The sequence below is a fragment of the Xylanibacter ruminicola 23 genome (assembly GCF_000025925.1).
Lineage (GTDB): Bacteria > Bacteroidota > Bacteroidia > Bacteroidales > Bacteroidaceae > Prevotella > Prevotella ruminicola.
Window position 1 is genome coordinate 657,299 of the sequence record NC_014033.1, and the last position, 25,587, is coordinate 682,885.

The following is a 25,587-nucleotide window of genomic DNA, read 5'->3' on the forward strand; positions in this document are numbered from 1 at the left end:
CAAATGATTAATTATTCCTCAGAAGGCTGAATATCTTCAATCTGCAGCTGCACTTCGGTGCGCTTGTAGATATTATCTTCGATCGTGTAGACAATATCGAACGAACGCTTTGATTTAATGTAGCGTGCCGATGCACTCTGTCCGAAGGCAATGCCATTGAGCACGTTGCTCGACTTTGAATCAACCAGCTCGAGTTTGATGTGCTCCTGCTGGCGACCCACTACCTTCGAGGTGCCGTAATCGTAAACATTGCGTGTACAGAACAATGGTTTGGGATTATCGGGACCGTGAGGTGCAAACTTCTTCAGATCGTTGTGCAGACGCTTGGTAACATCCTTAAAGTCGATAACCGCATCGATATCGAGTGTAGCCTCAGTCTGTTCAGGCTGAATGTGCTCCATGACGTATTTCTGGAAGCGGCTGCGGAACTCAGGGATGTTCTCGATCTTGAGCGAAAGACCAACAGCATAGGTGTGACCGCCAAAGTTCTCGAGCAAGTCGCGACAGCTCTTGATGGCATCGTACACATCGTAGCCAGCCACACTGCGGGCCGAACCTGTAGCAATGCCGTTGAACTTAGTGAGTACTACCGTGGGGCGGTAGTAAAGCTCAGTGAGTCGCGAAGCCACAATGCCGATAACACCCTTTTTCCAGTTCTCGTCGTAAAGCACGATACTGGCGTGGTGCTTCTGGCTCTCCAGCTTTTCTACAATCTGGTTGGCCTCTTCGGTCATCTGCTTGTCAACATCCTTACGCTGCTCATTATACTCATTGATATGGTTAGCCTCGGCCAGCGCCTTGTTCAGGTCTTTCTCAACCAGCAGGTCGACAGCCTCGGTACCATTCTGCATACGTCCTGATGCATTGATACGTGGTCCAATCTTGAATACGATATCACTCATGGTGATTTCGCGACCGGTCAAGCCACAGATATCAATAATAGCCTTTAAGCCCACCGACGGACTCTGGTTCAGCTGTTTCAGTCCGTGGTAGGCCAGAATACGGTTCTCGCCCATGATAGGCACGATATCAGCTGCAATACTTACAGCACAGAAATCGAGCAGAGGTATCAGTCGCGAGAATGGGATGCCATTGTTTTTGGCAAATGCCTGCATAAATTTAAAACCTACACCGCATCCACACAGGTCTTTGAATGGGTAGGTGGAATCTTCGCGCTTGGGGTTGAGTATCGCGACAGCATTGGGCAACTCATCATCGGGTACGTGGTGGTCGCAAATGATGAAATCTATGCCCAGACTCTTGGCATAGGCAATCTCTTCGATGGCCTTGATACCGCAATCCAGTACAATAATGAGCTTGATGCCTTTTTCTGCAGCATAATGTAGTCCTTTCTTGCTGATACCGTATCCCTCTTCATAGCGGTCGGGGATATAATATTCGATGTTAGAATAGAACTGCTGCAGGAATTTGTACACCAAGGCTACCGCCGTACATCCATCGACATCGTAGTCGCCGTAGACCATGATACGCTCTTTGCGCCCCATCGCATCGTTGAGCCTGTCTACCGCTACATCCATGTCGTTCATCAGGAACGGATCTATCAGCTCGTTGAGCATCGGACGGAAGAAGCGCTTGGCAGCGCTCTCCGTTTTGATGCCTCGCTGGATAAGGAGATTGGCGAGTATCGGACTCATGCCGATTTTCTCACCAAGCTCCTTAGCCGCCGTCTGTTGTTCTGATGTAGGTGGTTGGTAATTCCACTTAAAATGCATTAGATACCTAACTTTTTACGTATGTCGGCAGGAATAGCATTCTTATTAATCAGGAAGTCCATCGTGTTCAGAGCGATGTAATCCTTTGTCATATACCAGATTCCCTTGTAGGCACCAGTCTCGCCCCAAGAGTTCTTCACCAGATAATACTCCTTACCATACTGATCCTTGGCAACACCGTAAATCAGCATACCGTGGTCGTCGGTCAGCTCCCAGTTGTCGAAACGCTCCTGGCGCATCTCCTGTGTAGGCTTAACCTCAGGCACCTTGCAACCCAGTGAGTCGATGATGTTACGCTTCTTGTCCTGAGCCAGGTTCAGCCAGCGAGCCATATCGCTACCAGCGAGGCTCTGAGCAGCCTTACCGTCAACGGCATAAGCCAGACCGTTACGTGTGAATCCCTCTTCTGATACGTCGCCGCCCCATGCGATGGTGTAACCGTTCTCAACAGCGTTGTCGATTACGCGCATCATCTCGTCCATAGGCAGGTTGTAGCTCTGTGGGAAACGCCAGTTGTCCTGTACCTCTACAGCGAAAGTAGAGTAGAAGGGGTGGTGAGTATAGCTGGTAATGCTAACATAATCGTCGAGGTTGATACCTAACGAAGCCATGAAGCTCTTTGGAGTGTACTCCTTACCCTCGAAGGTGAACTTCTCAGGACACTTACCCAGATAAGCATCCAGGATACCCTGCAATCCAACCTTCCACTGGTTAGAAATCTTGCGAGCGCTGCTCTTTGCAATAGCTGCAACGTATGGCTCCATCTGACCAAAGAACTCGTTGAAGTTGTTGAGTGAGTCGCCATAGAGTGAGCCTGGGAAAGGCATGATGCCCTGTGGCACGATACCGTGGGTCTTCAGTGTGTGGAGCACGTCCTCAGCACTTCCACCCTGAGAGAACTGGCAATCGCCATGGAAACGAACCACCTGAATGGCACGATCCATGTAGGTCTTGTTGGCTACGAACGACTCGTCGAGGTCGTAGCTCTTACCTGTTGCCTTCAGAATCTCAGCCTCAAAGAAAGAGAGGGTAGAGTAGTCCCAGCACGTACCCGAACGGTTCTGGTCCTTAATGCTAGTGATAGGGTTCTCCTTGATGGTTGTGAACACGGGTTTGTTCGCATCCTTTGCGGGCGCCTTTTTCTTGGCTGCCGAAGCACTCAAGGCCATGATAGCCACGAGTGCGAGTGTTGTCATTTTCTTCATTTTGTTTTTTATTTTTAATTTATTGATTATTCATTGCCATAAACTCCTCAACATCCTTGGGGTGATAAGGAATTCTGTTTTTGCCCAGGAATCGGCAACCGTCCTTGGTAATCAGGATGTCGTCCTCGATACGGATACCACCAAAGTCCTTGTAGGTCTCGAGCTTGTCGAAGTTCAGGAACTCCTTGCAGTGTCCGCTGGCTTTCCACTCGTCGATGAGCTGCGGAATAAAGTAGATGCCAGGCTCGTCGGTAATCACAAAGCCCTCTTCAAGCTTGCGCCCCATACGCAGACAGTTGGTACCAAACTGCTCCAGGTTAGGACGTGTCTCTTCGTCAAAGCCTACGTAAATCTGGCCCAGTCCTTCCATATCGTGTACATCCATACCCATCATGTGTCCCAGTCCGTGAGGTAGGAACATGGCATGGGCGCCGGCACGAACAGCCTCGTCGGTATCACCCTTCATCAGGCCGAGCTCCTTCAGGCGCTCAGTCATCAGTCGGCATACTGCAAAGTGTACATCCATATATTTTACGCCTGGTTTAGCCACCTCGATTGCATAATCGTGACAAGCCTCTACAATCGAGTAGATTTCCAGCTGGCGCTGATTGAACTTACCGTTAACAGGCATGGTGCGGGTGTGGTCCGAGCAATAGTCGTCCAGTTCGCATCCTGCATCGCAAAGAGCCAGTCGGCCAGCTTCCAGTTTAGCATCCGATGGGTTGCCGTGCATAATCTCGCCATGCTGGCTGAAGATAGTTGCAAAGCTGGTACCCTGAGCCAGACTGCGGGCGATACCGTCCACCTGTCCGCCGATATAACGCTCGGTTACACCTGGACGAATCAGCTTCTGGGCTGTGGTATGCATCATATAGCCCACCTCGCAGGCACGCTCAATAGCCTCAATCTCCTGTGGCTCCTTGGTGGCGCGCATTTTTACTACAGCCTTAATCAGCTGCTGCGAGGCCTGCTCCTTTTGCTGGTTGGGATGAATGCCCAGCAGGTCCATAATCTGTATCTTGGTATCGAAACGGTATGGGGGCAGGAAGTGATATTTGGTATTTGGTGAGAGGTGATGGATATATGTAGCCAGTTCCTTCATAGGAGCGGTCTTCTTTACACCAACCTCAGCAGCCAGATCGGCTACCGATGGTGTAAAGCCCATCCATACGATATCCTCTACGTCGATATCGTCGCCAAAAATCATCTCTTCGTTGTTGTCGATATCAATCACACCTACCAGTCCGTCGCGGTGCTGTCCGAAGTAGTAAAGAAATGAAGAATCCTGTCGCATAGGAGCATAAGCGTTGGCCGGATAATTAACCGGTGCATCGTTGTTTCCAAACAGAATAACAACTCCTTCGCCTACGAGTTTCTTCAGTTCTTCGCGTCTCTTAATATAAGTATCTATACTAAACATTTGTGGAAAATACGTTTAATTTTATCAATTTGTCGGCAAAGATACACATTATTTATCAAAAAGCCATCCCTTTACTCCTATTTTTTACAATAATTATGCAGATTAGTAGAATTTATTTCGTACCTTTGCACGCAAAAATCGAAAAATAAGACTAAAAGACATATGGGAAAAGTAATTTTGACGGGCGACCGTCCCACTGGTAAACTTCACCTTGGACACTATGTCGGTTCGCTGCGCCGACGTGTTCAATTGCAGAATCAGGGCGATTTTGATCGCATGTTTGTGTTTATGGCCGATGTGCAGGCTCTGACTGATAATGCTGATAATCCTGAGAAAATTCGTCAGAATATCATCGAGGTAGCACTCGACTACCTGGCTGCAGGTCTCGATCCTGAGAAGTGTACGCTCTTTATCCAGAGTCAGATTCCTGAGCTGGCCGAGCTTACCACCTATCTGATGAACCTGGTTTCGGTTAGTCGTGTACAGCGCAACCCAACTGTTAAGACCGAGGTAAAAATGCGTGGTTTCGAGGGCGAGAGTATTCCTCTCGGATTCTTCTGCTACCCTGTATCACAGGCTGCCGATATCACACTGTTCAAGGCTACCACCGTTCCTGCTGGTGAGGACCAGGAGCCTATGCTCGAGGTAACTCGCGAGTTGGTTCGCCGTTTCAATCAGATTTATGCACCTGTATTGGTTGAACCTAACATCATGCTGCCTGAGAACCTGACTGCACGCCGCTTGCCTGGTACTGATGGTAAGGAGAAGATGTCGAAGAGCCTTGGCAACTGCATCTACCTCTCTGATACAGCTGAGGATGTATGGCAGAAGGTGCGCTCTATGTACACCGACCCTGAGCACGTGAACCTGAACGATCCTGGTCACGTAGAGGGCAACGCTGTGTTTACTTATCTCGACGCTTTCTCTACCGATGAGGATTTTGCCAACTTCCTGCCTGAGTATCAGAATCTCGACGAGCTGAAGGATCACTACCGTCGTGGCGGTCTGGGCGATATGAAGTGCAAGAAGTTCCTGAATCAGGTGCTCAACCAGTTCCTGGAGCCAATGCGCCTGCGTCGTGCAGAGTTTGAGAAGGATATCCCAGAGATTTACAATATTCTGAAGAAAGGTACCGAGCAGGCCCGCGAGGTAGGCGCCCAGACGATGGACGAGGTTCGCAAGGCCATGCGTATCGACTACTTCAACGATGCAGAACTTATCCGCCAACAGGCTGAGAAGTTCGCAAAATAACCCCAATAAGCTATCCCCGCCAACCAGCGGGGATAGCTTATTTTCTAATCTTCTTACGAAACTCCGGCACTTGCTCTGTGGGCATCATCAGCAGGCATTCTTTGATGCTTTTTCCACCGAGTGGATCGATGCCTTGTTCCATTTGTCGGCATAGCTCCATTCGGATTTTGGCTGTCTGGCATACGTCGCCTTGTATCTCTTTCAGCGTGAAGGTGCCGTCGGGCTTCTTTTCCAAAAACTCGCCTGCATAACAAGGTGTATTGCAGTACTGGCAATAGTCGTGCCTGCCACATGCCGTAAACGTCCGTTTTTGGTCAGTTTGAAGCATCTGCATGCGCTGGGCACTCAGGATGGTCTCCTTGAGTGATGAGTGATGCAAATTGCCATACGTGATAGGAATATTACTGCATCCTCTTACCACTCCACTAGGCGAAATAGTTATTAGTCTGTTGGCATTACAGGGGAATCCGCTAGCGCTGCCAAATGCATAACCGTCGGCCTTCCCATCTTTAGGGATATGATTTTTGGCCAGCGGGTCCATCAGGATGATGCGCAGGGCCTCAGGCCGTGTCTGCAGATGCTCAATCATCGACACATCACCATCGGCACCAGGATTTAGCGTACATGAAACCTCTATCTCAGCCCCCAGTTCATAAGCTATCTTGCGTACCCCGTAATAACTGCGGGTGTTCAGACGGAAAACGGGCGTTTTAATGTTCAGGGGTACAGGCCACGCTGAGAGTTCGCGAAGCACATTCATCGACTGTTCCCATGAGCCTCGCCTACGCGTAATCTGGTCGTGTACCTCAGCATCAGTGCTATAGATCGACACGCTGAGTTGTAGCAGCCCCATGCGGGCTATTCGGCGTATCTTCTCTTTGGTGTTTATGGCTTGGGCGTTGGTAAACAGGTTTACCGCCAGGTTACACTTGTGCATATAGTCGAGAATATCCCAGCAGTGTGGGTAGCTGAACGGGTCGCCGCCAGTAACAGTTACTTCAGGTATCCCTAAATCTACGGCTTCATCAATGATACGTTTGTAGTCGTCCATTGTCAGCATATCAGGGCGCAAGCGGTGCTCCTCATGTAAGTCGCTGCGTGCAGCCCCTTCGTTGAAGCAGTGCAGGCATCGCTCACTGCAGGCATAGGTCAGTTCAAAGTTTATCGAAACCCGTTGTTCCTGGGGTAGTGTGTCCCAATAGTCGGCTGCTGGCTCACTGCCGTTATTACTGATACATGGTGGAAAGTCCTTGCGGTATTGCTGCCACTCATCGTCGCTCCACACATGGTCGTGCACCAGTCCGATAGGTAACAGCTGTTGGCAGCAGAACTCCTCTACTTGTTCCTCTTCAGTGCCTGTCACCCAAGCGATATGTGCTGTGTTGATGGGACTTTCTCTCTCGCCCGCCAGCACCTCTTTGATCAGCAGGGCCGACACGTCATCGAATGTATAGCAAGTGCCGCGGGCCGTGTTATACATCACTGCTCTCTGTGCATGGCGATTGAATGCGCCACAGGTATATAGCGGTCGGATAAAGGTCATACCTTGTTTCGTTGATAATTCAGATAGATACAGTTGATACCGTTCATGTACTTGTGATTGAGATTCTTGCACAAGCGCGACAGAATGGCTCGTCGCAGGTTATTCTCATCTATATCTGCAACTTCTTCATCACTATATTTATAAATCGGATTTCGCAGAGGACCTTTGCTCTTGACTACCGCTGTGAATTCCTTTTCCTTGTCGATGATGCGCACATCAAAGGTCTCATTCGTCTTGGAATTCTGGGGCTCATGGGTCTCCACAATCTCGTAAAGCAACTCCTCCAGGGCAATATCCACAGCCATACCGTCGGGCAGTTCGCAAGCCTCAATAAATGGACGTATCTTGCCCAGAAATGTCGCTACCCCCTCGTTGGTATAAGGTATAGAGAAGGTTACAGCCGGGTTGGATGGTACTGTGTTTTGCAATGTAGGCCAACTATACAAGGAGTTCTTGCGATGAACCACATAAGCCATGCCCAGGATTACCAGCAGCAGGAGCCAGGAGGTGGTGGGCAGGGTATACCATAGGAGCTGAGGGGTATAGAAGGCCATCAGGGCAATAATGCCGATGGTGCCCAGGTTGGTCACTATTTCTATCCATCTGCATAGTTTATGATGTCCCTGTACAAAATAAAGCACGCTGAGCGTCTCGGATATGGCATTAGGTAGAAATGCCAGACTCAGAAGTCGGAACGGGGTGCGACATTCTTCTATCAGCGTGTCGTCGGCTCCAAATATCCTGGCCAGCAAATCAGGGAAAAGGAATATCAGCAGGCTAACCGTCAGCATGACTCCTGTCAACAGGCGGAATATGCGCCGTGTGAGCATGCGGAAGCTGTCGAAGTCCTCTTCGCCCAGCAGGATGCCGCCGATATTGCTGATGGCTGTATTCGAGCCAGACAATGCCAGCATACAGATGGCATTAATCTGGAAGTAGATGGTAAAGATATACATGCCGTCGGCACCAAGTTTGTTCACTACCAGTGAGTTCATGGTAAAAGACATGGCAGGCATAAAGAGTGCTGATATCAGCATGGGCAGTCCAATAGAAAAGCACTCACGATACTGCTTGATGCTACATATCTTCGCAGGATGCCTGAGGCGGAATATCTTACTGTTTTTGCGCAGATAGCCTAACAGCGAGGTGAATGCGAGCAAGTTACTGATACCTGTGGCCAACGAAGCACCTGCCATCCCCATATCAAACACACCGCACAGCAGTATGTCAAACCCTACATTGAGTATCTGTGAGATGATGATGCGTCGGGTGATGAGTCGCGGACTACCGTTTGTGATGACATAGGATAAAGGTACACCGAATACAGCTGCTACGAAGATGGCAAACATGTCGGCATGAATATATGGCCGCAGCATGGGTAGCAGACGCTGGTCGTCGGTAATCAAGCCTGCCACGATATCGAGGAAAGGCAACATGAGAACAATCACCAAAAGCGCGGAGGCGATAACATAGTACAGATGATTATTGAACACACGGTTCACCTGGTCGTAGTTTTGGGCACCAATGCCTCGAGCGCTCAGAAATCTGGCCCCGGCACTCATCATTCCTATAATGATGAACATACAACTCGCAATGGGTTGCCAGATACGTACAATTGACAGCGCATCAGGTGAAACGAGATGAGATACGACAACAGAGTCGGTAAGTCCGCCAAGTTGTAGTATCAGGGACGACATGACGGTCGCCAGGAAAAACGAACCGAACATGTTCTTCAATACATATTCATTACGCTGCATCATATTTTAATCTATAAACTGCCACACCTATCATCGTGAACTTGTCCTTCATAAAAGTGTAGGCATCCGTGTTTGAAAGTTCTAATCTATTTCCTGTGGCATGGTAGAAGTGCAGCCTGCCGCTGATCCATTTGGCTATCAGCAGATGCTTAATCTCCACACCTCTTGCCCAGGTATGCTGATCACACACCACTGCCATGATGTCGCCATCGCGAATCACGCCGAGCTCCGAATCCTGCGGCATGTTCAGCAGTTCACGGGGGATATAGGTAAAGCGCACGCGCTGCTGCTGGCGAAGGGCGATGGCCTTGTAGTTGTCTTCGTCGTCCATCTGTGGGCGGAACAGGTATTTGTTTCTGGTCATATAATTCAGTTGCAGGTCCATCAGTCCCGTAAAAGGAAAGGCGGGCTCGTCGGGGCTGATACGTTCCACGAATCCCTCTTTGATGGCCGACTGCATGATCCAGGTAAAGTAATGATTGCGGGTGGCAAACGATACGACGCCGTCCTGATAATGCATGCGCCGGTAGTAATCCTTCAGGTCTGCCAGCGTGGTGCGCCCGTCTCTGTAGCACAGTGCCAGTGCCAGTACATCTTCTATCACGGTGGTACAATCCACATGACTAAGGCTCACCATCAGATGTTCTTCTTCCATCGGCTGAGTGAATTCTGTTGCAACGCCCTCCATCAGTTGTTGGAAGAAGTATTCAGTCGGCGGCAACGATTGATCCACGTTTTTCATCGCACGTTGCAGTATCTGCTCGTTTTGCGCGTCAAACTGCTGCTCGTTGCGTCGCAGGCGGCGGAGTAGTCTGTTATGGAAAAAACTTGTTGAGATACGGCTGAGAGGCGTCCTGATACAGAACACCAACCATAACGAGCGCAGCGCTGCCAACTGTTCGCGCCAGTAATAGGGGTTGCTCTTCACCTTCTCATAGTCGCTGATGTCAATGCCCCAGGCATCATAACCCAGCCATCGGGCAATGCGCACCGAACGGGCGATATGAAAGCTGCTGGTCAGGATGTAGAATCGGGTTTGCTTGAAAAACAAATTCATATCCCATAATGAGCGGAAGGTGTTATAGCCACAGGAGTCGAGCACAAAGCGCTCTTCAGGAATATGATATTCCTCTACCAGCGTGCGGTAGATGACGGTAGTGTCAGCACGACAACCGGAGATGTAGAACAGCCAGTCGGGATAGGTATTGGCCAGGATGCTCACCAGCCTCACCCGCAACTGCAGGATAGGCGACAGCGAGTTGTCGGGACGCAGTTTGGCACCTAACACCAGGCAGACTTTTACGCCTTCAGGCACCTGTTTGCCCTTCAGCCCCTGCAACCTGTCATGATGTAGTTTAACATACCGCATGGTCCGATTTATGTATTTTTTCTTCTATCTCATGAAGAAGAATGATCTGTTCTCTGACACTGGCAGCAAACGCATCACTGTTTTCCAGAATGTAGGCCTTCAGTTCGGCGATGTCCTGACATTTCAGATGGTGTATCACCATGAAATGCAACCCACACCCCTCGGCATGATGACCGGCACCGTCGAAAAAGGTTACTCTGCCGTCAGTAATATCTGAGTTAGAGCGTGCCCACAAGTGGAATATCCTGTTAATCGCGTTCGTCAGCGGATTGTCGGAATGGCAATAGCAAACCAGTTCGCCTGGATGCTCTTCCAGATATTGTGTAATCACCGCCACAATCATGCGCCCCACTTCCTTGTCAGGCGCACCGCCACGCATCCCGTCGGCAAGCCTGAGCACAAAGTAGAGCACGCGATGACTGCCAATCTCTGCCACCTCAATAAAATGAAGCACATAAAGACGACTCGCGGCATTGTAAAACTCCACCGCCGAATCGCCTCTTTTCCTTAACACCAATTTGGATATGGTGTTAATCTTCGCTATTCCTTCTTCAGATAGAGAATTCGTTGTTCTTGACTATATAAATAATACCTATTTCTTATTCGTTGTTGCACAAAAACTTACACGATCTCCATCATCTAACGTTCTCTGCACATAGTCGTCGAGATTCAGCGCCTGAGCGGTAATAATACTAACAGGTGATTTTCTGATTGCAAATGGGTTGTTTTTCTTTTCCATATTCTTCAAATGTTTAAGTTAAATAATAATATTCAAAAGCTTGTGCTTTAATTATTTGGGCAAAGATACGAATATTTTTATGATTCATCTCGATTTTTGCGTTAATTAACATAAGTTAATCGCTGTCAAGCAAGTCGGGACGGAGACGGCGTGTACGCTCCATGGCCTGTTCAAATTCCCATTCGCGTATTTTTGCTTCGTTACCGCTCAGCAGTATCTCGGGCACTTTCCAACCCTTGTAGTCAGCCGGACGGGTGTAGATAGGTGCTGCCAGAATATCATCCTGGAAGCAGTCGGAGAGTGCACTCTGCTCGTCGCCAATCACGCCAGGCACCACTCTCACGATGGCATCAGCAATCATGGCTGCCACCAGCTCACCCCCAGTCAGCACAAAGTCGCCAATCGAAATCTCCTTGGTAATCAGGTGTTCACGAATACGCTGGTCGATACCTTTATAGTGGCCGGCCAATATGATCAGGTTGCCCTTCATGGAGAGGTCGTTGGCCATGTGCTGGTCGAAACGCTCACCGTCGGGCGAGGTGAATATCACTTCATCATAGTCACGCTCGGCTTTCAAGGCTGTGATACAACGGTCGATAGGCTCGCACTGCATCACCATGCCTGCGCTGCCGCCGTATGGGTAATCATCCACGCGGCGCCATTTGTCCAATGTGTAGTCTCTCAGGTTGTGCAAACGGATTTCAGCCAGTCCCTTCTTCTCTGCTCTTGCCAGAATCGACTCGTGAACAAAGCCTTCCAACATCTCTGGCAGTACGGTTATAATATCTATTCTCATCTAAAAAATGCTTTAATTCGTTCTATATATTTCATACCTGTTTGTCGGCCAATATCATACACACGCTGCATCTCGTCGGGATTGTGAGATATATGTCCGATGGGTAGTTTTTCGTCGGGACGGATCACCAGTGCACGCCCCGTACTTTCTGCTTGATAAACATATGCCAACTGCTGGTTGTACATCAGGTGGCGCTGGTCCATCGCCTCTATCATCTTCGGATATTTTCTCAGCGCTATGCGCATCAGCGGCATCAGCTTGTTGTGCTCCTTCACGTAGCCATCGGGCTGGGTGAGTATCACCAGATTCTTTTCGTAGCCGATGCTTTCAAAATACTCTAGTGGTATCGAGTCGGCCACACCGCCATCCAGCACCTTCATGCCTTCCAACTCAACCACCTTCGACACCAGTGGCATCGAGGCCGAGGCGCGAATCCAGTCGTAGGTGGTGGGTGTCACCTTCGGCAGACTCTTATATACCGCCTTACCCGTCTCGACATCCGTACAAACGGCGATGAACTCCATGGGGTTGGCATCGTAGGCCGCATTGTCAAACACGTCATATTTGGTAGGGATCACATGGTAGCCGAACTCGGCATTGTAGAGATCGCCCGATTTCAACAATGACTGCCACGAACAGAACCGGCTGTCGTGGGCAAATGCCTTGTTGTAGCGTATGGCGCGCCCTATCTGACGACTCTTGTAATTGCAGCCAAAGGCAGCACCAGCCGAAACGCCAATCAGACCATCGGGCTCAATCCTGGCTTCCATCATCACATCGATGATGCCTGCCGTAAACAGCCCGCGCATAGCGCCTCCTTCTAATACCAGTCCCTTTTTCATGGGTGCAAAGATAATTATTTTAATTAAGAATTAAGAAATAAGAATTAAGAAATAACAAAAATTATGTTGATTATTTGGCGATTTCGCTTTTTCTACTTATTTTTGCAGCAGTTATGAATAGGATAGCATTATTGGTTGTATCGTTTATGACGTCGCTGATGGTTTGTGCTCAAGCCATCTATGATCCTAAGTGTATCACCATGATGGATGCACCTTTGGAGGGTACCGATTCGGCGTTTATACCTGCACTTAAAAGCGTGGGATTTGTACCTGTTGAGAACGACGACGAAGAAGAGGGTACCTATCACTTAAAGGGCGACTTTTATGGTATTAAGGATGCCCGTCTTGAGGTAACGGTAAACGATAAGACCAAACTGCTCAGCGAGGCGACTGTTACATGTGGTCCTTATCGCACCCGCGAACTTTACGAGCGTAATCAGAAGTATTTGCTGGGTAAGCTGCAGCGCGAGTGGGGTAACTTTAAGGCCAAGGGCGATGGCTCGCTCTATATCCTGACTGAATACGGCTATATCCGTCAGAGTGTGACGCTCCACGAGAATGGGGCGCACTCCATCAGCTACTATTATCTGAATATGGCACCTTATTATAAAGATGTGTCGAACATGGGATTGAAGGGCTTTGTGCAGGAGGTAATTACTGAGAATCCTGTGGCGGAGAACCCCATCGAACATTTCGATGAGATGGGTAAGATTGAGTCAACTGAACTCACTGAGCGTAAGTATAATCAGGTGGGCTATCTTATCTCGGCTACCACTACCGAGGGTGGAGAGAAAAAGCTGATTACCTACGAGTATAACGACGAGGGTAATCTGAAGCGCACAATTCAGACAAACACAGTTTCAGGTTTGAAACTGGTTACCGAATACAAGTGGAACGATGATGGCGAGATGGTGCAACAGAGTCAGAAAGCTTTTGACAAGACCAACGAGTGCATTATGAGCGTAACGATGAAATACGACATACAGGAACGCGACGACAACGATAACTGGACTCGCAACCAGCTGCACATTACCAACTGGCTAAAAGGACAGCGTGCCCAGACGATGGAAGTCGTCCAGACACGCACAATCTCTTATTGGGATGAAGATTAACCTATCATCTCTAGGAATTCCTCTTCGCTCATAATCTTAATTCCCAGCTTCTCTGCTTTCTGCAGTTTTGATGGTCCCATGTTCTCGCCGGCCAGGATAAACGATGTCTTGCTGCTGATGCTGCCCACATTCTTTCCACCATTCTGTTCGATAATGGCCTTATATTCGTCGCGACTATGATGGGCAAACACACCACTAATCACAATGCTTTGGCCTGCAAGCTTATCAGATATGTTAGCCGTCTGAGCCTCAGATAGTTCCATCTGCAAACCGTAATTTCTGAGGCGTTCGATAATCTTCAGGTTTTCCTCGGTATGGAAGTAGGTGATGATACTCTTGGCCATCACCTCGCCGATACCTTCAATCTCTTGCAACTCCTCGATGCCGGCATTCATCAGCGCATCTATATTCTTAAAATGGCGTGCCAACAGCTTGGCTGATGTTTCACCCACAAAACGGATGCCAAGAGCGAATACCACGCGCTCGAAAGGTACTTCTTTCGAGGCGGCAATGCCGTTTACAATGCGCTGGGCCGACTTGGTTCTGCTACCGTCGCCATTAATCTGCTGTACATCAATGTCGTATAGGTCGGCAATGTTATGTATCAGTCCGTGGCGGTAGTAATCATCCACCGTCTCGGGACCCAGTGAATCGATATTCATGGCCTTGCGGGCAATAAAGTGCTCGATACGACCCTTGATTTGTGGCGGACAACCGCTATCATTTGGACAATACCACGCAGCCTCGCCCTCGTAGCGGACCAATGGGGTGCCGCATTCAGGACAACGCTTAATAAACTCAACGGGCTGGGCGATGATGGGGCGCTGATCGATATCTACACCAACAATTTTGGGGATAATCTCGCCACCTTTCTCTACATATACGTAGTCGCCAATATGCAGGTCGAAACTCTTGATAAAATCCTCGTTGTTAAGGGTGGCGCGCTTAACTGTTGTGCCTGCCAATTGTACAGGATCCATGTTGGCCACAGGGGTGATGGCACCAGTACGACCCACCTGATAGGTAACCTCGTTCAGGCGGGTGCAAACACGCTCGGCCTTGAACTTATAAGCGATGGCCCAACGTGGACTCTTGGCTGTAAAGCCTAAGGCACGCTGCTGTCGGATGGAGTTCACCTTCAGCACGATGCCATCCGTAGCCACAGGCAGTTTTTTGCGCTCGGTGTCCCAGTAGTTGATGAAGTCGTAAATCTGCTGCAGTGTCTTCACCTTCTTCATGCCCTCTGATATCTTGAACCCCCAGCTGCGGGCCACTTCCAGATTCTCATAGTGACCCTCGGCAGGCAACTCTTCGCCTAACAGATAATAGAGGTAGGCGTCCAACTGACGACTGGCCACCAAGCTCGATTTCTGACTTTTCAGCGTACCGCTGGCAGCGTTTCGTGGATTGGCAAACAGGGGCTCTTCGGCCTCTTCGCGCTCCTTGTTAAGGCGTTCAAACACGCTCCAAGGCATCAGAATCTCGCCACGAATCTCAAATTCGCGAGGGTAGGCTGGGGCGGCAAACAGGTCGCCGGCAGCTGGTGGTGTCAATACCAAAGGTATGCTTCGTATGGTTTTTACATTCGTGGTCACATCATCGCCATGCACACCATCGCCTCGTGTCACAGCCTGTGTCAGCTTGCCATCCACGTAGGTGAGCGAAATCGACAGACCGTCGTATTTCATTTCGCAGCACACCTCAAAATCCTCGCCCGCCAGGCCTTTCTTCACGCTCTCGTACCAGTCGGCCACATCCTGCTCGTTGTAGGTGTTGGCCAGCGATAGCATGGGGTATTTATGTTCCACCTGACGGAACTCCTCGTTCAGGTCGCTACCCACACGCTGTGTGGGCGAATTAGGGTCCGCCATCTCAGGGTGCTTAGCCTCCAGGTCCTGCAGCTCGTGCATCATAAAGTCGAACTCCTGGTCGCCGATGGTAGGCTGGTTCAGCACGTAGTATTTGTAATTATGCTCGTGCAACTCCTTGCGTAGCTGCTCAATACGCTTAATTTCGTCCATTATTCATCTATTTTTGTTTGCAAAAATACAAAAAAACTCGAAATCGGAAAAATTTTCAATTATCAATTTTCAATTTTCAATTAATTTGCTACCTTTGTAGCCATTATGTGGATGATGTTTCGTGTGGTGCCCATCATGTGGCATGCTGTTCGTCCCAGTAGGGTGGTTGATATGCCTGCTGTGGTAAACTCTTTCTGGATGCGGAAAGGGTTCGAGGGGCTCACGTTCTTTGGGAATATCCTTACCCCGTCGCAAGCTGAGGCCGATCTATTTGGTCATCATCAAGAGATGAAGAACCACGAGATGATTCATCTGCGCCAAGCCCAGTCGTGTGGCGATTCGTGGTGGCGCTTCTACCTATTATATATATGGTACTGGCTCAAGGCCTTGCCTGCCAATCGGCAGCTAAAGCATGGCGCTTACCTGGTGAATCCCTTCGAGCTGGAGGCCTATCGCCACATGAACGATCTTACTTATCTGGCGAATGGCAAGGCCACTGAATGGCGCCAATACGCCAAAATGTCAATCAAAGAGCGAATAGAATTATATAATCGACAAAAATAAAGTTCAATGTTCAAAGTTCAAAACTCCAAGTTACAAGCGCATAGCGCTATCTTTTTAGCCAACACCATCTTCGGATTAGGTGTTCCTGTAACCAAACTGTTGCTCGATGAGTGGGTTACCCCTATGGGCTATATGGCCTCTCGTTCTTTGGGAGCTTGTATCGTGTTTTGGGCGATTGCGGCTTTTTTACCGAAGGAGAAAGTTGAACGTAAGGACTTGATAACCATATTGTTAGGTGGCTTGCTTGGATTTGTAGTTTCACAAACCCTTACTGCCTGGTCGCTCGATTATACCAGCCCGGTTTACTTCTCGCTTATAGCCACACTTACCCCTGTTGCGGTAATGCTTTGTGCGGCCCTCACCATTGGCGAGAAGATTACGCCTATGAAATCTATAGGTGTGTTGTTGGGTATAGCAGGTGCTGTGTTGATGGTGTTAATGAGTCAGTCGATGGGGTCGGGTAAGAACGATCTTATTGGTATCGTACTTGCCATTCTGAGTGTACTTACCTGGGCCATCTATCTCATTATCACCCGCAATGTGGCCTCCAAGTATTCACCCGTTACCCAGCTGAAGTATGTGTTCCTTATTTCAGCCATCGTTACCGTGCCCATCGCTTGGCCAGAACTCTCTGCTAATGCCCTCTATACCCCAGAGTGGGGATGGGATGGTGTAGCCGAGATGGCCTTTATTGTGATTGGTGCCACAGCCTTAGGTTTCTTCCTCATTCCCTTTGCCATGAAGTATCTGCAGGCCACAACGGTAAGTATCTATACCAACCTGCAACCCGTTATCGCCTCGTTTGTGGCCATCCTTCTGGGACAGGATGTCATAACCTGGGATAAGCCCGTAGCTGGCGCCTTGGTGCTCATTAGTGCCTACATCGTCACCGTTGTTACCGAAAAGAAAAATAGTTGACAATTCCTACTTCGCTTATAAACTCCTTTTGTGCGTTGAATTAATTCAAAAAGGGTATTGAATTAATTCACGAGGGGTTTTGAATTAACTCAGGTGACATACTGTATTCTAAGTTCATGCAAAAACGTTTTTACGTTTTTTACCTTACAGGCATTTGATGATGCTTGTTACTATGCCGATTATTGTGGTGAGGGCTAAATGAATGGCCCAGAGGATAATTGGGTGTAGCATACTTGTTAAATTAAAATTGTGATTATTCGTCTCTATATTCAAGGATGTCGCCTGGCTGACAGCCCAGCTCACGGCAGATGGCTTCGAGTGTGCTGAAGCGGATGGCTTTGGCCTTGCCAGTTTTCAGTATCGAGAGGTTGGCAAGCGTCAATCCTACACGCTCAGCCAGTTCGCTGAGCGACATTTTTCGTTTGGCCATCTCAACGTCTAAGTTTACTACTATTTGTCCCATAGGCTTAAATCGTTAAATCCTGTTCCTCTTTCAATTTCAATCCGATGGCAAAGGCTTCGGCCATAATAAGGATAAAAATACCCTCGGCTGCGATAGTAATACAACTTCCCCAGGTTTCAATCAGATTATCTGTTTCTGGCGTCATCACTGCAGCTAATACAGTAGGCACAATAATGCTGCACCAACCTGCAATGCGTAGTAGCGATACATTATCCCATGTAAACACTTCGCCTTGATTCACACAAAGAATAAAACGGATAAAGCAGGCGATGGCGTATAAACCAACCAAAAAGCATATGAGTACTGTAAACATACACAATATGCCATAGCCGCCCATAGGTTCGTGGTTGTTTGCACCTTCCTCCCAGCCTCGGTGGAAATCGTCTGCACCAGCTACACAACTTAATACAAAGCTGGCAATCATCAGCACCAGCAACAAAATACAGAAGCAATTCAGTTTCTTTTTCATAACATTTATCGTTTTAATTTGTTTATTTATCGTTTATCGATATGCAAAAGTAGAAATTAAATCAATACCAACCAAATAAAAACGATAAAAACTTATCGAAAAACGATAAATTTAACTTTCTATAACTAAATATTCCCCAAATACACATGCTTGATGCCTTCTTCTTCGGCTATCTGCTTGGCAGCATATAGTGTCTGACGAGGGGTAGGTGGGGTATCTTGCATTTTATAGCGAGGGAAGAATCGGCTAAAGTGCAATGGTGCTTCGGATAAGCCATTATCTTTCATCCATTTGCACATTTCTTTAATCATCTGTATATCGTCGTTGATGCCTGGAATCACCAGGTTGGTTATCTCTAACCAAACGCCAGCATCACGCATAGCCAGAATGGTGTCGAGTACAGGTTGCAGATGGCCGCCACTCACACGCTGGTATATACTTTCGCTAAACGATTTTAAATCTACGTTGGCGGCATCAAGATAAGGTAGCAGATGGCTCAGTGGTTCCTGGCAAACATAGCCAGCTGTAACCAATATGTTCCAGAGTCCGGCTTCGTGGGCTTTTCGGGCTATATCTGTAATGTATTCGATATAGGTGAGCGGCTCGGTGTAAGTATAGGCGATGCCTGGACAATGGTGCTTTTGGCATAGTGCTACCACTTCGCTAGGTTGTAGCTCATAGTAGTTCACATCTTGTGATGAAACCTGCGATATCTCGTGATTCTGACAGTTTAAGCAACGGAAGTTACATCCTGTACAAGCTATGGAGAGACATGTAGTGCCTGGATGAAAATGGTAAAGCGGCTTCTTCTCTATCGGATCGATGGCCAGCGAACAAGGCTTGGCATACACCTCGCTCACCAGCGTGCCGCCATGATTCCGTCTACTGCGGCAGATACCCGTTTGGCCATCGCTTATCTTACAGTGATGCGGACATAGTTCGCATTCCACTCGTCCATCCTCCAATCGATGATAATATCTGCACTCCATCAGAAAACTATTGCTTCGTAAACATACAATTCTGCATCGCGCCATCCATCCCAACCTATGCCAGCCTTATCTTGTGCACAATGCCCTATGAATTCTTCTTTAGTCCAGTTCACCTCATCGGCTACTTGTGGAAGGAAAGTGCCGCTACGATAACCTTTCTTAATATAGATGCCATGATGATGCAATTCAAACTCGTCGATATTCTGTATGCGGCGCATAGGTGTGAGCACAGAAATCTCGATGTCGATATCAGTAAGTTCATCACTGGTTACAGGCATAAATCGTGGGTCTTCGAATGCTGCAGCACGAGCCATCTTGGCCACAATCTCATGTAGAGCAAAATCCTCGCCAAAGTGCCCTATACAACCACGCAATCGTCCATGTTTGTGCAGCGATACAAAGGCTCCGCATTTCGAATTGAGAATGGATGAGCGGATTGGTTGCTGTGCGATAGGCTTACCGTCAAGGGTATCTTTAATGCTTTGAAAAGCGATGTCCTTCAGCGCTTTCTTGTCGTCATCAGAAAGAGCGAAACTTGTGTTGTTACGCAGGATGGCGAACGAATGATAGCCCACCACACGACTAAGGTCGCGATTGTCGATATCGCCAGAGTTCTGATACATCAGGTGCTTAACGTCGTATCTACTATCTATCATCAGCATTAACGTAACGATGGCAAATTCACCGCATGCACTCGTTGCCAGATTGCGCTTGCCGCTATTTGCATTGGCTTCGATGGCGGCAATAAACTCCTCTACATCGCCTGTTTCGATGGCTTTGCCTGTTTTTGCATCCACCTCGTAGGCATCTTGGTACGATGGATAATGCGAAAAATCACTGCTGATTACAAACAGATTCTCGTCAGTAAAATACGGTTTCAGCACATCGGCCATCCGTTTAAGTTTGTAATAGTCGTTGGTCGAAATGATGATAGGTACTATTGGGGGCACTTCGCCCAGTTTGCGCTGCAGAAATGGCAGTTGCACCTCCAGACAATGCTCTTGCGCATGAGCCGAACGGTGATAGGCGAAAATGCTATCAGCCTTAGTCAGTTCGATAGCTGTTTCGTGGTCCACTTTTACATTGCCAAGTGGTGTGGCGTAATAGTCGGCCTCGGTGTTTACCGATGCACCATTAAGCCATTCGTGATGGCTGGGACCTAACAAGAAAATGCGTTTGTATTCTTTCTTGGCATCAATCGTCATATAGGCCGATGCTGCCACATTTCCAGAGAAATAGTAGCCAGCATGGGGTACAATGAGTGCTGCCAGATTATCGTAAACCTGACTGTTGTGCTGTTTTAGTAGGCTATCCACCTCATTCTCAAGCTCTTCTGCATCGCCCGTGTAAAAGCGGTTGGCCTGTGTGGCTGGTCTTACTTGTCCTAATTTCATGTCGCAAAGATAGCAATAATCTCCATATCATCCTAATATTTTCGCCATAAAGTTTTGAACTTCCTACTTTTTTATTTTCTTTTGTCGGTGAACTTGTCTCAGTCTTCTTAAGAGATGACTGCAGTCCTGATACTAAATGACTCGAGTCCTTCCTAAGGAGGACTCGAGTCATCAATAAGGAGGACTGGAGCGGGGATTAATCGTTCCAGTTCAGTTTCTCTACATAAGCATCAAACTTTAGCTCTTCGTGGCCGATGGCTTTAAGGGCATCTTCAATTTGCTTGATATCGCTGGGTGAACAGAGTTGGGCACCCTTGCGACGTTCGAAGTAAGGATTACGACCAAACTTGCCCTGCAGTCGATACATAAACGTCTGGTACTCATCGGGTAGCATCTTCTTCTGCATGTTCTTAAAGCCTTTTCCATAAACCTGAGGCTTATCATCGCGATAGTATTCGCAACCTTCGCCAGTTTGGGTTAGCTGTGGATTCAGAATTGTTACTGCTGTCAGGTTGCTAGGCAAGTTCTGCATAGCCAACTGGCGCAAACAGTGGTCAGCCATCTTGCAATCTGCCTTGATGCAATGCAGATAGCAGCCAGGAACTTCATCGTAATTAATCTTGCTCATAAATAGTTTTGTTATTTTTGTTAAACCTCTCACTCAAATACACTGAAAGTCGCATCTGTAAAGGAGTTGAGGCTTATGAGAGGTTTGTGTAACCTCTCACTATACCTCTCACTCAACCTCTCACTTTTTTCATCGTCATGCTGCATCAACAGGCACCACATTGTAGTATTTTACATGTCCGCGCTCAGTATGCTCAAAGCCCAGATCTTTCATCGCCAATCCCAGATGCACCTTGGTGCTAACGGTCTTTTTAAGCGAAGGATACTCCTTGCTAATCAACTCCAGCATCTGCGTGCAGTTCATTGCTTTTACCTTCTCGCCTTCGTTAGGTTTGCGGAAACATGCCTCAATAATCTCTGTAATGTCCTTTTCGTCGGTATAGTTCTGGTTCAGCTCCTGAATACGTGCCACCTGCTCGTTGGTAAACCAGTAAGGTGCCTTCAACTCGTTCACCTCATACACCAACTGAGCATATAGCTGCTCGTAATCAATCTCACCAGCATTGTCGATATACTGCCCATCAGGAATCTCAATACAGATGAATCGACGACTACCTGTTACATCCGACAAGGGATGGGGATTGTTGGTAGTGGCCACGAACGATGCATAACGAGGGCGATCCTGCTGCGAACTGCCATAAATAGTACGTCCGTTAACCTTGATTTTCGAGAGCGTCTGCTTCAAGGCCGCCTGCTGACTGGGGCGGATGGCATCCAACTCGTCTAGGTTCACCAGCAGGTTGTTAGTCAAGGCCATCTCCTTATCGAACTTGTTTGATAGGTTCAGATGGTCGAGATAATACTCCTGTAGTTCAGGAGGCAGCAAGCGCGCTATGAAGGTTGATTTGCCACAGCCCTGTGAACCAATCAACGTGGGCACACTCTCGTTGGCGTGCAGCTTATCCTTCTGCAACCAATGCGCCACAGCCGAGCGGAACCAGATAATCAGGAAGTCCAACTGCTCGCTGCTAATGCCAGGCAAGCGGCTGAACAACTTGGCCAGATGATTCTGCCCGTCCCATTTGGGCAGTTGCGATAGAAACTCGCTGATAGGATTGTACACGGGCGTTGCATCCGAGTAGATTACCTCCTGGATATCAGTCTTAGGACTGTTTTTGGTAATCTGCTCCTGCTTAGCCTTGCGAACGATGCTGTTCAGGGCTTCAGGTGTTAGCGTTCGCCAAACAGACTGATTATCAGTCTGTTTGGTAGTCAAGATTAGATACTCTACCTTACCGTTGAGAATGTTTCGACGGAACAGGTAATTGTCAGTAAGGAACTGCTCAACCGCGAGCGAGTTCTGCAGAGAGGCTCCTAGAGACTCTCCGTTAATTGTCATTTTATTCATAAGTTGTTATCAGTTTATAATTAATAATTTCTGTTATGTGCACTTTTCATACTCACGTATGTCTTTGTGTACGGTTTTTGCTATTGCGCTGGCAAAGGTACAAAATTTAAAAGGCGGTTTCAAGTCTTTTGTGTTAAATTTTTGTTAAATTACCCAATTGTTAAAATCGAGTGAGAGGTTGAGTGAGAGGTTAGGTGAGAGGTTTGCCCAACCTCTCATGTCTCAAAATCCCAGTGTTTATGCACCTTTCGCCGCATTTGAGTGAGAGGTTGATATCTTGCCATTAAATGTGCGTGTGTTTCTGTAATGTTCTCCATAAAATCAAGTTTTCTGTCTAAAGTTTGGAACTTTCGGCTTTTTTATTTACTTTTGCAAGCGAAATACATATTTGATATGGGAAAGGATGAATGTATCAAACTGCTGAAGAAGTATATGACTATACTTAAAGAAAAGTATGGTATAACTTCTTTGTCTCTGTTTGGTTCTACTGCACGTGGAGAGCAAACGGAGCAGAGTGATATAGATCTGTTTGTAGATACGCAAACACCAAATCCTTTCTTGCTGCAGGATGCTAAAGAGTTCTTGGAAAAAGAAACAGGAACCTCCGTTGATATTATCCGCAATCATCAAAACCTTAACCCACGATTAAAAAAACGTATCTTAAAAGATGGAATCTTTATCTTCTGAAAGCAAGGGAATAGCATTAGATATTCTTGAAGACATTCTTTCGGCTATCGAGAGGCTTGAAGATCGTACAAAGGATGTGCAAACTATAGATGATTTTCTATGTTCGTCTTCTGGTATGGTATTGCTTGATGCTACATGTATGCTGCTGATAGCAATAGGCGAGAGTCTTAAGAATCTTGATAAGACTACAGACGGTAAACTTCTTCCTACATATCCTTCTATTCCTTGGAAAAACGTGAAAGGTATGAGGGATATTATTGCTCATCATTATTTCGATGTTGATGCATCCCAAATCCTATGGATAATCAAGAATGAGATTGCTCCATTAAAGACCGCTATCCAGTTCTTTATTGATGAGTTGAAGAAATAACTTTGGAACCAAATTCCTTCCGCCGAAATGGTAGAGTAGCACCGTAATCGGTTTAGCAAATCATTTCTGCGTTTTTTTTGAGACGTTTATCCTGTATCATTATCGCAAAGCTGTCACTTTATTTTTGGATGAGGCTAGATAATCAACTTTAAAACTCTTTTTTATTAAAAACAATATATATTCGAAAATAGCGTTATTTTACAAAATATAAAACAAGTAAAAATGTAACTAAACTTCTTTAGATAGTAATTCTTTGGTCAGAATTTCATCAATTCGGTCTAAGTCCCAATATGGAATTTCAATAAGTCGAATGTCGTTGTCTTTGCTGTATTTACGTAGATAACGGTCGCGATGTTGTTGAACGGTGAAGTTACGGATACGACCTTTATAATAAAAGTCAATGTCTTCATAATGCTGCTCACCGTGAAATTCTATTATAATATTATGGCCATTGTAGCTTGGCAACCAAAAGTCGGCAGAGAGATACTGCAATGGCAGCGTGGGGTCGTTATTGGGGATAGGCTGTTCTTGGATGAATTCGATAATGTCGTGTTTCTGCAACCAACGACGTACCTCTGCTTCGCCCATAGACTCTTTAAACTCTGCAGCACAAAGGGGGCATGAACCATTGACGGTTCGTAAATTGTTGTCAGGAGTAGTTTGAAACCAATGGTCATGTATGCAGCATCGAATCCAAATTAGGCTGTCATTGTTCACATAATCCTCATGGGCACGACAATAATCATAGCGATTTTTTCCGTACTTTGCTTCGCATTGGGCAATCCACTCATCGCATCGTTGTAATGGCGGTTTTTTGTTGGGATAGTTGGCGCACTTGGGACATCCACATCCTTGACTTACATGGACGTCATAGCGCTGTTTCTGTAGTCCATGCTCCTTACAGATATAGTGTATGTAGTCTGCCTTCGTTCTTGGCGGGACACCTACGTATTGGAATTTGTCGCCATGAACTGCTTGCGCATTCTTTATCCAGTCGGCAGGCCAGAATTTTCCATTGCAGTAGTCGCAACCCTTACCATCGAGCCACCATTTTGCATCATGTATTATCTTACCGTGCTTGGCACAAGTGACGCTTATCTTAGTATGCACAGAAACTTTACGCTTACGTTCAAAGGAGAAATCATTATTTCGATATATGATGTTTACACGTCGATAGAATTCTTTGGCGGTTAGTTTTGGATTATCCTTGGGGGCGGGTATTCCACAGCATTTCCAGCAACCGTGAGGAGGTCGTTTATAGTCTCCTTTGCTTATACCAACAAGGAGTATTCTTGGTTTTATCTCAAAAATGCCATGGTCTCGACAAATCAAAGTCACATTTTTATCGTTGCCTTGATAGTCGACGAGTGAGGTATCTAACTGGTCTCCATACATGTTATGTACGCGCTCTATAAAGCGGGCTTCCTCAAAGCTCTTACCATGCCAATGTTGTAGGTAGGCTTCTTTTTCTCGTTTTTTAGCTTCTTTTGCAGCTTTTTCTGCGGCAATTTGCATTGGAGTCTTTGCTTTCCTAGATGATATGGCTTGTATTCTCCCTACACGACTATTCTTTTCACATAACTTGAGATATTTATTCCAATCTTTGCCGTAGTCTGTTTTGTGAGTTATCTCAGCCCTACATATAGGACAGCCTGTTGGCGTAAATGTACCATGTGGCTTCATTATATGGTTTTGCGCCATAGCTACACGAAAATGATAGTCATGTTTGGGACAATATATGATTATCGGTTTTTTTCCGCCATCATATACACTCTCTGAATAGTCATATCGGTTCCCCCATATCTCATGAGCCTGCTCAATATAACGAGCTAGAGACTTTGTGTTGTCTGGAATATTGCTATTTTTCATATCGACCTAGTCAGTGATCATTATTTATTCATATAGCATCATCAAATAATTATCAGAATAATCCCTTGTTATTTCTCTAAACTTTAATTAGGCATAACCCA

At 47.1% G+C, this 25,587-nt stretch carries 24 protein-coding genes; 6 read left to right on the forward strand and 18 right to left on the reverse strand.

Annotation, left to right across the window (positions count from 1 at the left end; translation table 11 throughout):
• Positions 1-11: 11 nt before the first annotated feature.
• The 3 genes from recJ to PRU_RS02830 are packed head-to-tail and all read right to left on the reverse strand — an operon-like array spanning position 12 to position 4,358.
• A complete protein-coding gene (recJ, locus tag PRU_RS02820) occupies positions 12-1,733 on the reverse strand; it encodes a single-stranded-DNA-specific exonuclease RecJ (RefSeq protein WP_013063106.1) in 1,722 nt (573 codons plus the stop codon).
• A complete protein-coding gene (locus PRU_RS02825; protein ID WP_013063989.1) occupies positions 1,733-2,938 on the reverse strand; it encodes a C1 family peptidase in 1,206 nt (401 codons plus the stop codon). The genes recJ and PRU_RS02825 overlap by 1 nt, the downstream gene beginning before the upstream one ends.
• A 19-nt stretch (positions 2,939-2,957) precedes the next feature.
• Complete coding sequence (locus tag PRU_RS02830) at positions 2,958-4,358, reverse strand: aminopeptidase P family protein (protein ID WP_013063221.1); 1,401 nt, start codon at positions 4,356-4,358, stop codon at positions 2,958-2,960.
• A 162-nt stretch (positions 4,359-4,520) separates the two neighbouring features.
• Here PRU_RS02830 and trpS point away from each other — a divergent pair, with 162 nt between their 5' ends.
• Complete coding sequence (gene trpS / locus PRU_RS02835; RefSeq protein ID WP_013065489.1) at positions 4,521-5,609, forward strand: tryptophan--tRNA ligase; 1,089 nt, start codon at positions 4,521-4,523, stop codon at positions 5,607-5,609.
• A 37-nt stretch (positions 5,610-5,646) separates the two neighbouring features.
• Here trpS and PRU_RS02840 read toward each other — a convergent pair whose 3' ends face one another.
• The 7 genes from PRU_RS02840 to PRU_RS02865 all read right to left on the reverse strand — a co-directional run bounded on the left by PRU_RS02840 (position 5,647) and on the right by PRU_RS02865 (position 12,655).
• Entirely contained in the window at positions 5,647-7,152 is a 1,506-nt protein-coding gene (locus tag PRU_RS02840) for a radical SAM protein (protein ID WP_013064442.1), read from the reverse strand.
• On the reverse strand, positions 7,149-8,912 hold the full coding sequence (locus PRU_RS02845) for an MATE family efflux transporter (RefSeq protein WP_013063384.1): 1,764 nt from the start codon (positions 8,910-8,912) through the stop codon (positions 7,149-7,151). The genes PRU_RS02840 and PRU_RS02845 overlap by 4 nt, the downstream gene beginning before the upstream one ends.
• Positions 8,899-10,278 carry an N-acetylmuramoyl-L-alanine amidase-like domain-containing protein gene (locus tag PRU_RS02850; RefSeq protein ID WP_013065693.1) on the reverse strand — a complete coding sequence of 460 codons (1,380 nt, stop codon included), beginning with the start codon at positions 10,276-10,278 and terminating at the stop codon, positions 8,899-8,901. The genes PRU_RS02845 and PRU_RS02850 overlap by 14 nt, the downstream gene beginning before the upstream one ends.
• Complete coding sequence (locus PRU_RS02855) at positions 10,265-10,792, reverse strand: hypothetical protein (RefSeq protein ID WP_143040158.1); 528 nt, start codon at positions 10,790-10,792, stop codon at positions 10,265-10,267. The genes PRU_RS02850 and PRU_RS02855 overlap by 14 nt, the downstream gene beginning before the upstream one ends.
• A 78-nt stretch (positions 10,793-10,870) precedes the next feature.
• A complete protein-coding gene (locus PRU_RS15970) occupies positions 10,871-11,017 on the reverse strand; it encodes a hypothetical protein (RefSeq protein WP_177168194.1) in 147 nt (48 codons plus the stop codon).
• A 115-nt stretch (positions 11,018-11,132) separates the two neighbouring features.
• Positions 11,133-11,813 (reverse strand): tRNA (guanosine(37)-N1)-methyltransferase TrmD, encoded by a 681-nt coding sequence (trmD, locus tag PRU_RS02860; RefSeq protein WP_013063161.1) that lies wholly within the window; start codon positions 11,811-11,813, stop codon positions 11,133-11,135.
• The gene (locus PRU_RS02865; RefSeq protein ID WP_013063166.1) at positions 11,810-12,655 is read right to left on the reverse strand and encodes a patatin-like phospholipase family protein; all 846 of its coding nucleotides are present in this window, start codon (positions 12,653-12,655) and stop codon (positions 11,810-11,812) included. The genes trmD and PRU_RS02865 overlap by 4 nt, the downstream gene beginning before the upstream one ends.
• Positions 12,656-12,768: 113 nt before the next feature.
• On the opposite strand from PRU_RS02865, the gene PRU_RS02870 reads away from it, so the two are divergent.
• Positions 12,769-13,767 carry a hypothetical protein gene (locus PRU_RS02870; RefSeq protein ID WP_143040159.1) on the forward strand — a complete coding sequence of 333 codons (999 nt, stop codon included), beginning with the start codon at positions 12,769-12,771 and terminating at the stop codon, positions 13,765-13,767.
• On the opposite strand, the gene ligA is transcribed toward PRU_RS02870, so the two are convergent.
• Positions 13,764-15,788: an NAD-dependent DNA ligase LigA gene (gene ligA / locus PRU_RS02875; RefSeq protein WP_013064666.1), complete on the reverse strand. Its 2,025-nt coding sequence runs from the start codon at positions 15,786-15,788 to the stop codon at positions 13,764-13,766. The genes PRU_RS02870 and ligA overlap by 4 nt on opposite strands.
• 105 nt (positions 15,789-15,893) lie before the next feature.
• Here ligA and PRU_RS15180 point away from each other — a divergent pair, with 105 nt between their 5' ends.
• Positions 15,894-16,352, forward strand: coding sequence for a hypothetical protein (locus PRU_RS15180; protein WP_049769064.1), 459 nt, complete (start codon positions 15,894-15,896; stop codon positions 16,350-16,352).
• A gap of 6 nt (positions 16,353-16,358) precedes the next feature.
• Positions 16,359-17,270, forward strand: coding sequence for a DMT family transporter (locus PRU_RS02885; RefSeq protein WP_013065310.1), 912 nt, complete (start codon positions 16,359-16,361; stop codon positions 17,268-17,270).
• Between the two features lie 253 nt (positions 17,271-17,523).
• Here the strand turns inward: PRU_RS02885 and PRU_RS02890 are convergent, their stop codons facing one another.
• The 6 genes from PRU_RS02890 to PRU_RS02915 form a co-directional block, all read right to left on the reverse strand.
• The gene (locus PRU_RS02890) at positions 17,524-17,733 is read right to left on the reverse strand and encodes a helix-turn-helix domain-containing protein (RefSeq protein ID WP_013065331.1); all 210 of its coding nucleotides are present in this window, start codon (positions 17,731-17,733) and stop codon (positions 17,524-17,526) included.
• 4 nt (positions 17,734-17,737) lie between these two features.
• Positions 17,738-18,202, reverse strand: coding sequence for a DUF2975 domain-containing protein (locus tag PRU_RS02895; RefSeq protein ID WP_013063759.1), 465 nt, complete (start codon positions 18,200-18,202; stop codon positions 17,738-17,740).
• A gap of 125 nt (positions 18,203-18,327) precedes the next feature.
• Positions 18,328-19,191, reverse strand: coding sequence for an AmmeMemoRadiSam system radical SAM enzyme (gene amrS, locus PRU_RS02900; RefSeq protein WP_013064384.1), 864 nt, complete (start codon positions 19,189-19,191; stop codon positions 18,328-18,330).
• Positions 19,191-20,585, reverse strand: coding sequence for an AmmeMemoRadiSam system protein B (gene amrB, locus PRU_RS02905; RefSeq protein WP_013065694.1), 1,395 nt, complete (start codon positions 20,583-20,585; stop codon positions 19,191-19,193). The genes amrS and amrB overlap by 1 nt, the downstream gene beginning before the upstream one ends.
• 196 nt (positions 20,586-20,781) lie before the next feature.
• The gene (locus PRU_RS02910; RefSeq protein ID WP_041385596.1) at positions 20,782-21,213 is read right to left on the reverse strand and encodes a DUF6078 family protein; all 432 of its coding nucleotides are present in this window, start codon (positions 21,211-21,213) and stop codon (positions 20,782-20,784) included.
• 135 nt (positions 21,214-21,348) lie between these two features.
• Positions 21,349-22,560, reverse strand: coding sequence for a VapE domain-containing protein (locus PRU_RS02915; RefSeq protein ID WP_013063467.1), 1,212 nt, complete (start codon positions 22,558-22,560; stop codon positions 21,349-21,351).
• Between the two features lie 393 nt (positions 22,561-22,953).
• Between PRU_RS02915 and PRU_RS02920 the strand changes: the two genes are divergently transcribed.
• Positions 22,954-23,247, forward strand: a complete 294-nt coding sequence (locus PRU_RS02920) for a nucleotidyltransferase family protein (protein WP_013063229.1) — start codon at positions 22,954-22,956, stop codon at positions 23,245-23,247.
• Complete coding sequence (locus PRU_RS02925) at positions 23,228-23,617, forward strand: HepT-like ribonuclease domain-containing protein (protein WP_013063946.1); 390 nt, start codon at positions 23,228-23,230, stop codon at positions 23,615-23,617. Before PRU_RS02920 ends, PRU_RS02925 begins: the two co-directional genes overlap by 20 nt.
• Before the next feature lie 228 nt (positions 23,618-23,845).
• On the opposite strand, the gene PRU_RS02930 is transcribed toward PRU_RS02925, so the two are convergent.
• Positions 23,846-25,486 (reverse strand): hypothetical protein, encoded by a 1,641-nt coding sequence (locus PRU_RS02930; protein WP_013065347.1) that lies wholly within the window; start codon positions 25,484-25,486, stop codon positions 23,846-23,848.
• Between the last annotated feature and the right edge of the window lie 101 nt (positions 25,487-25,587).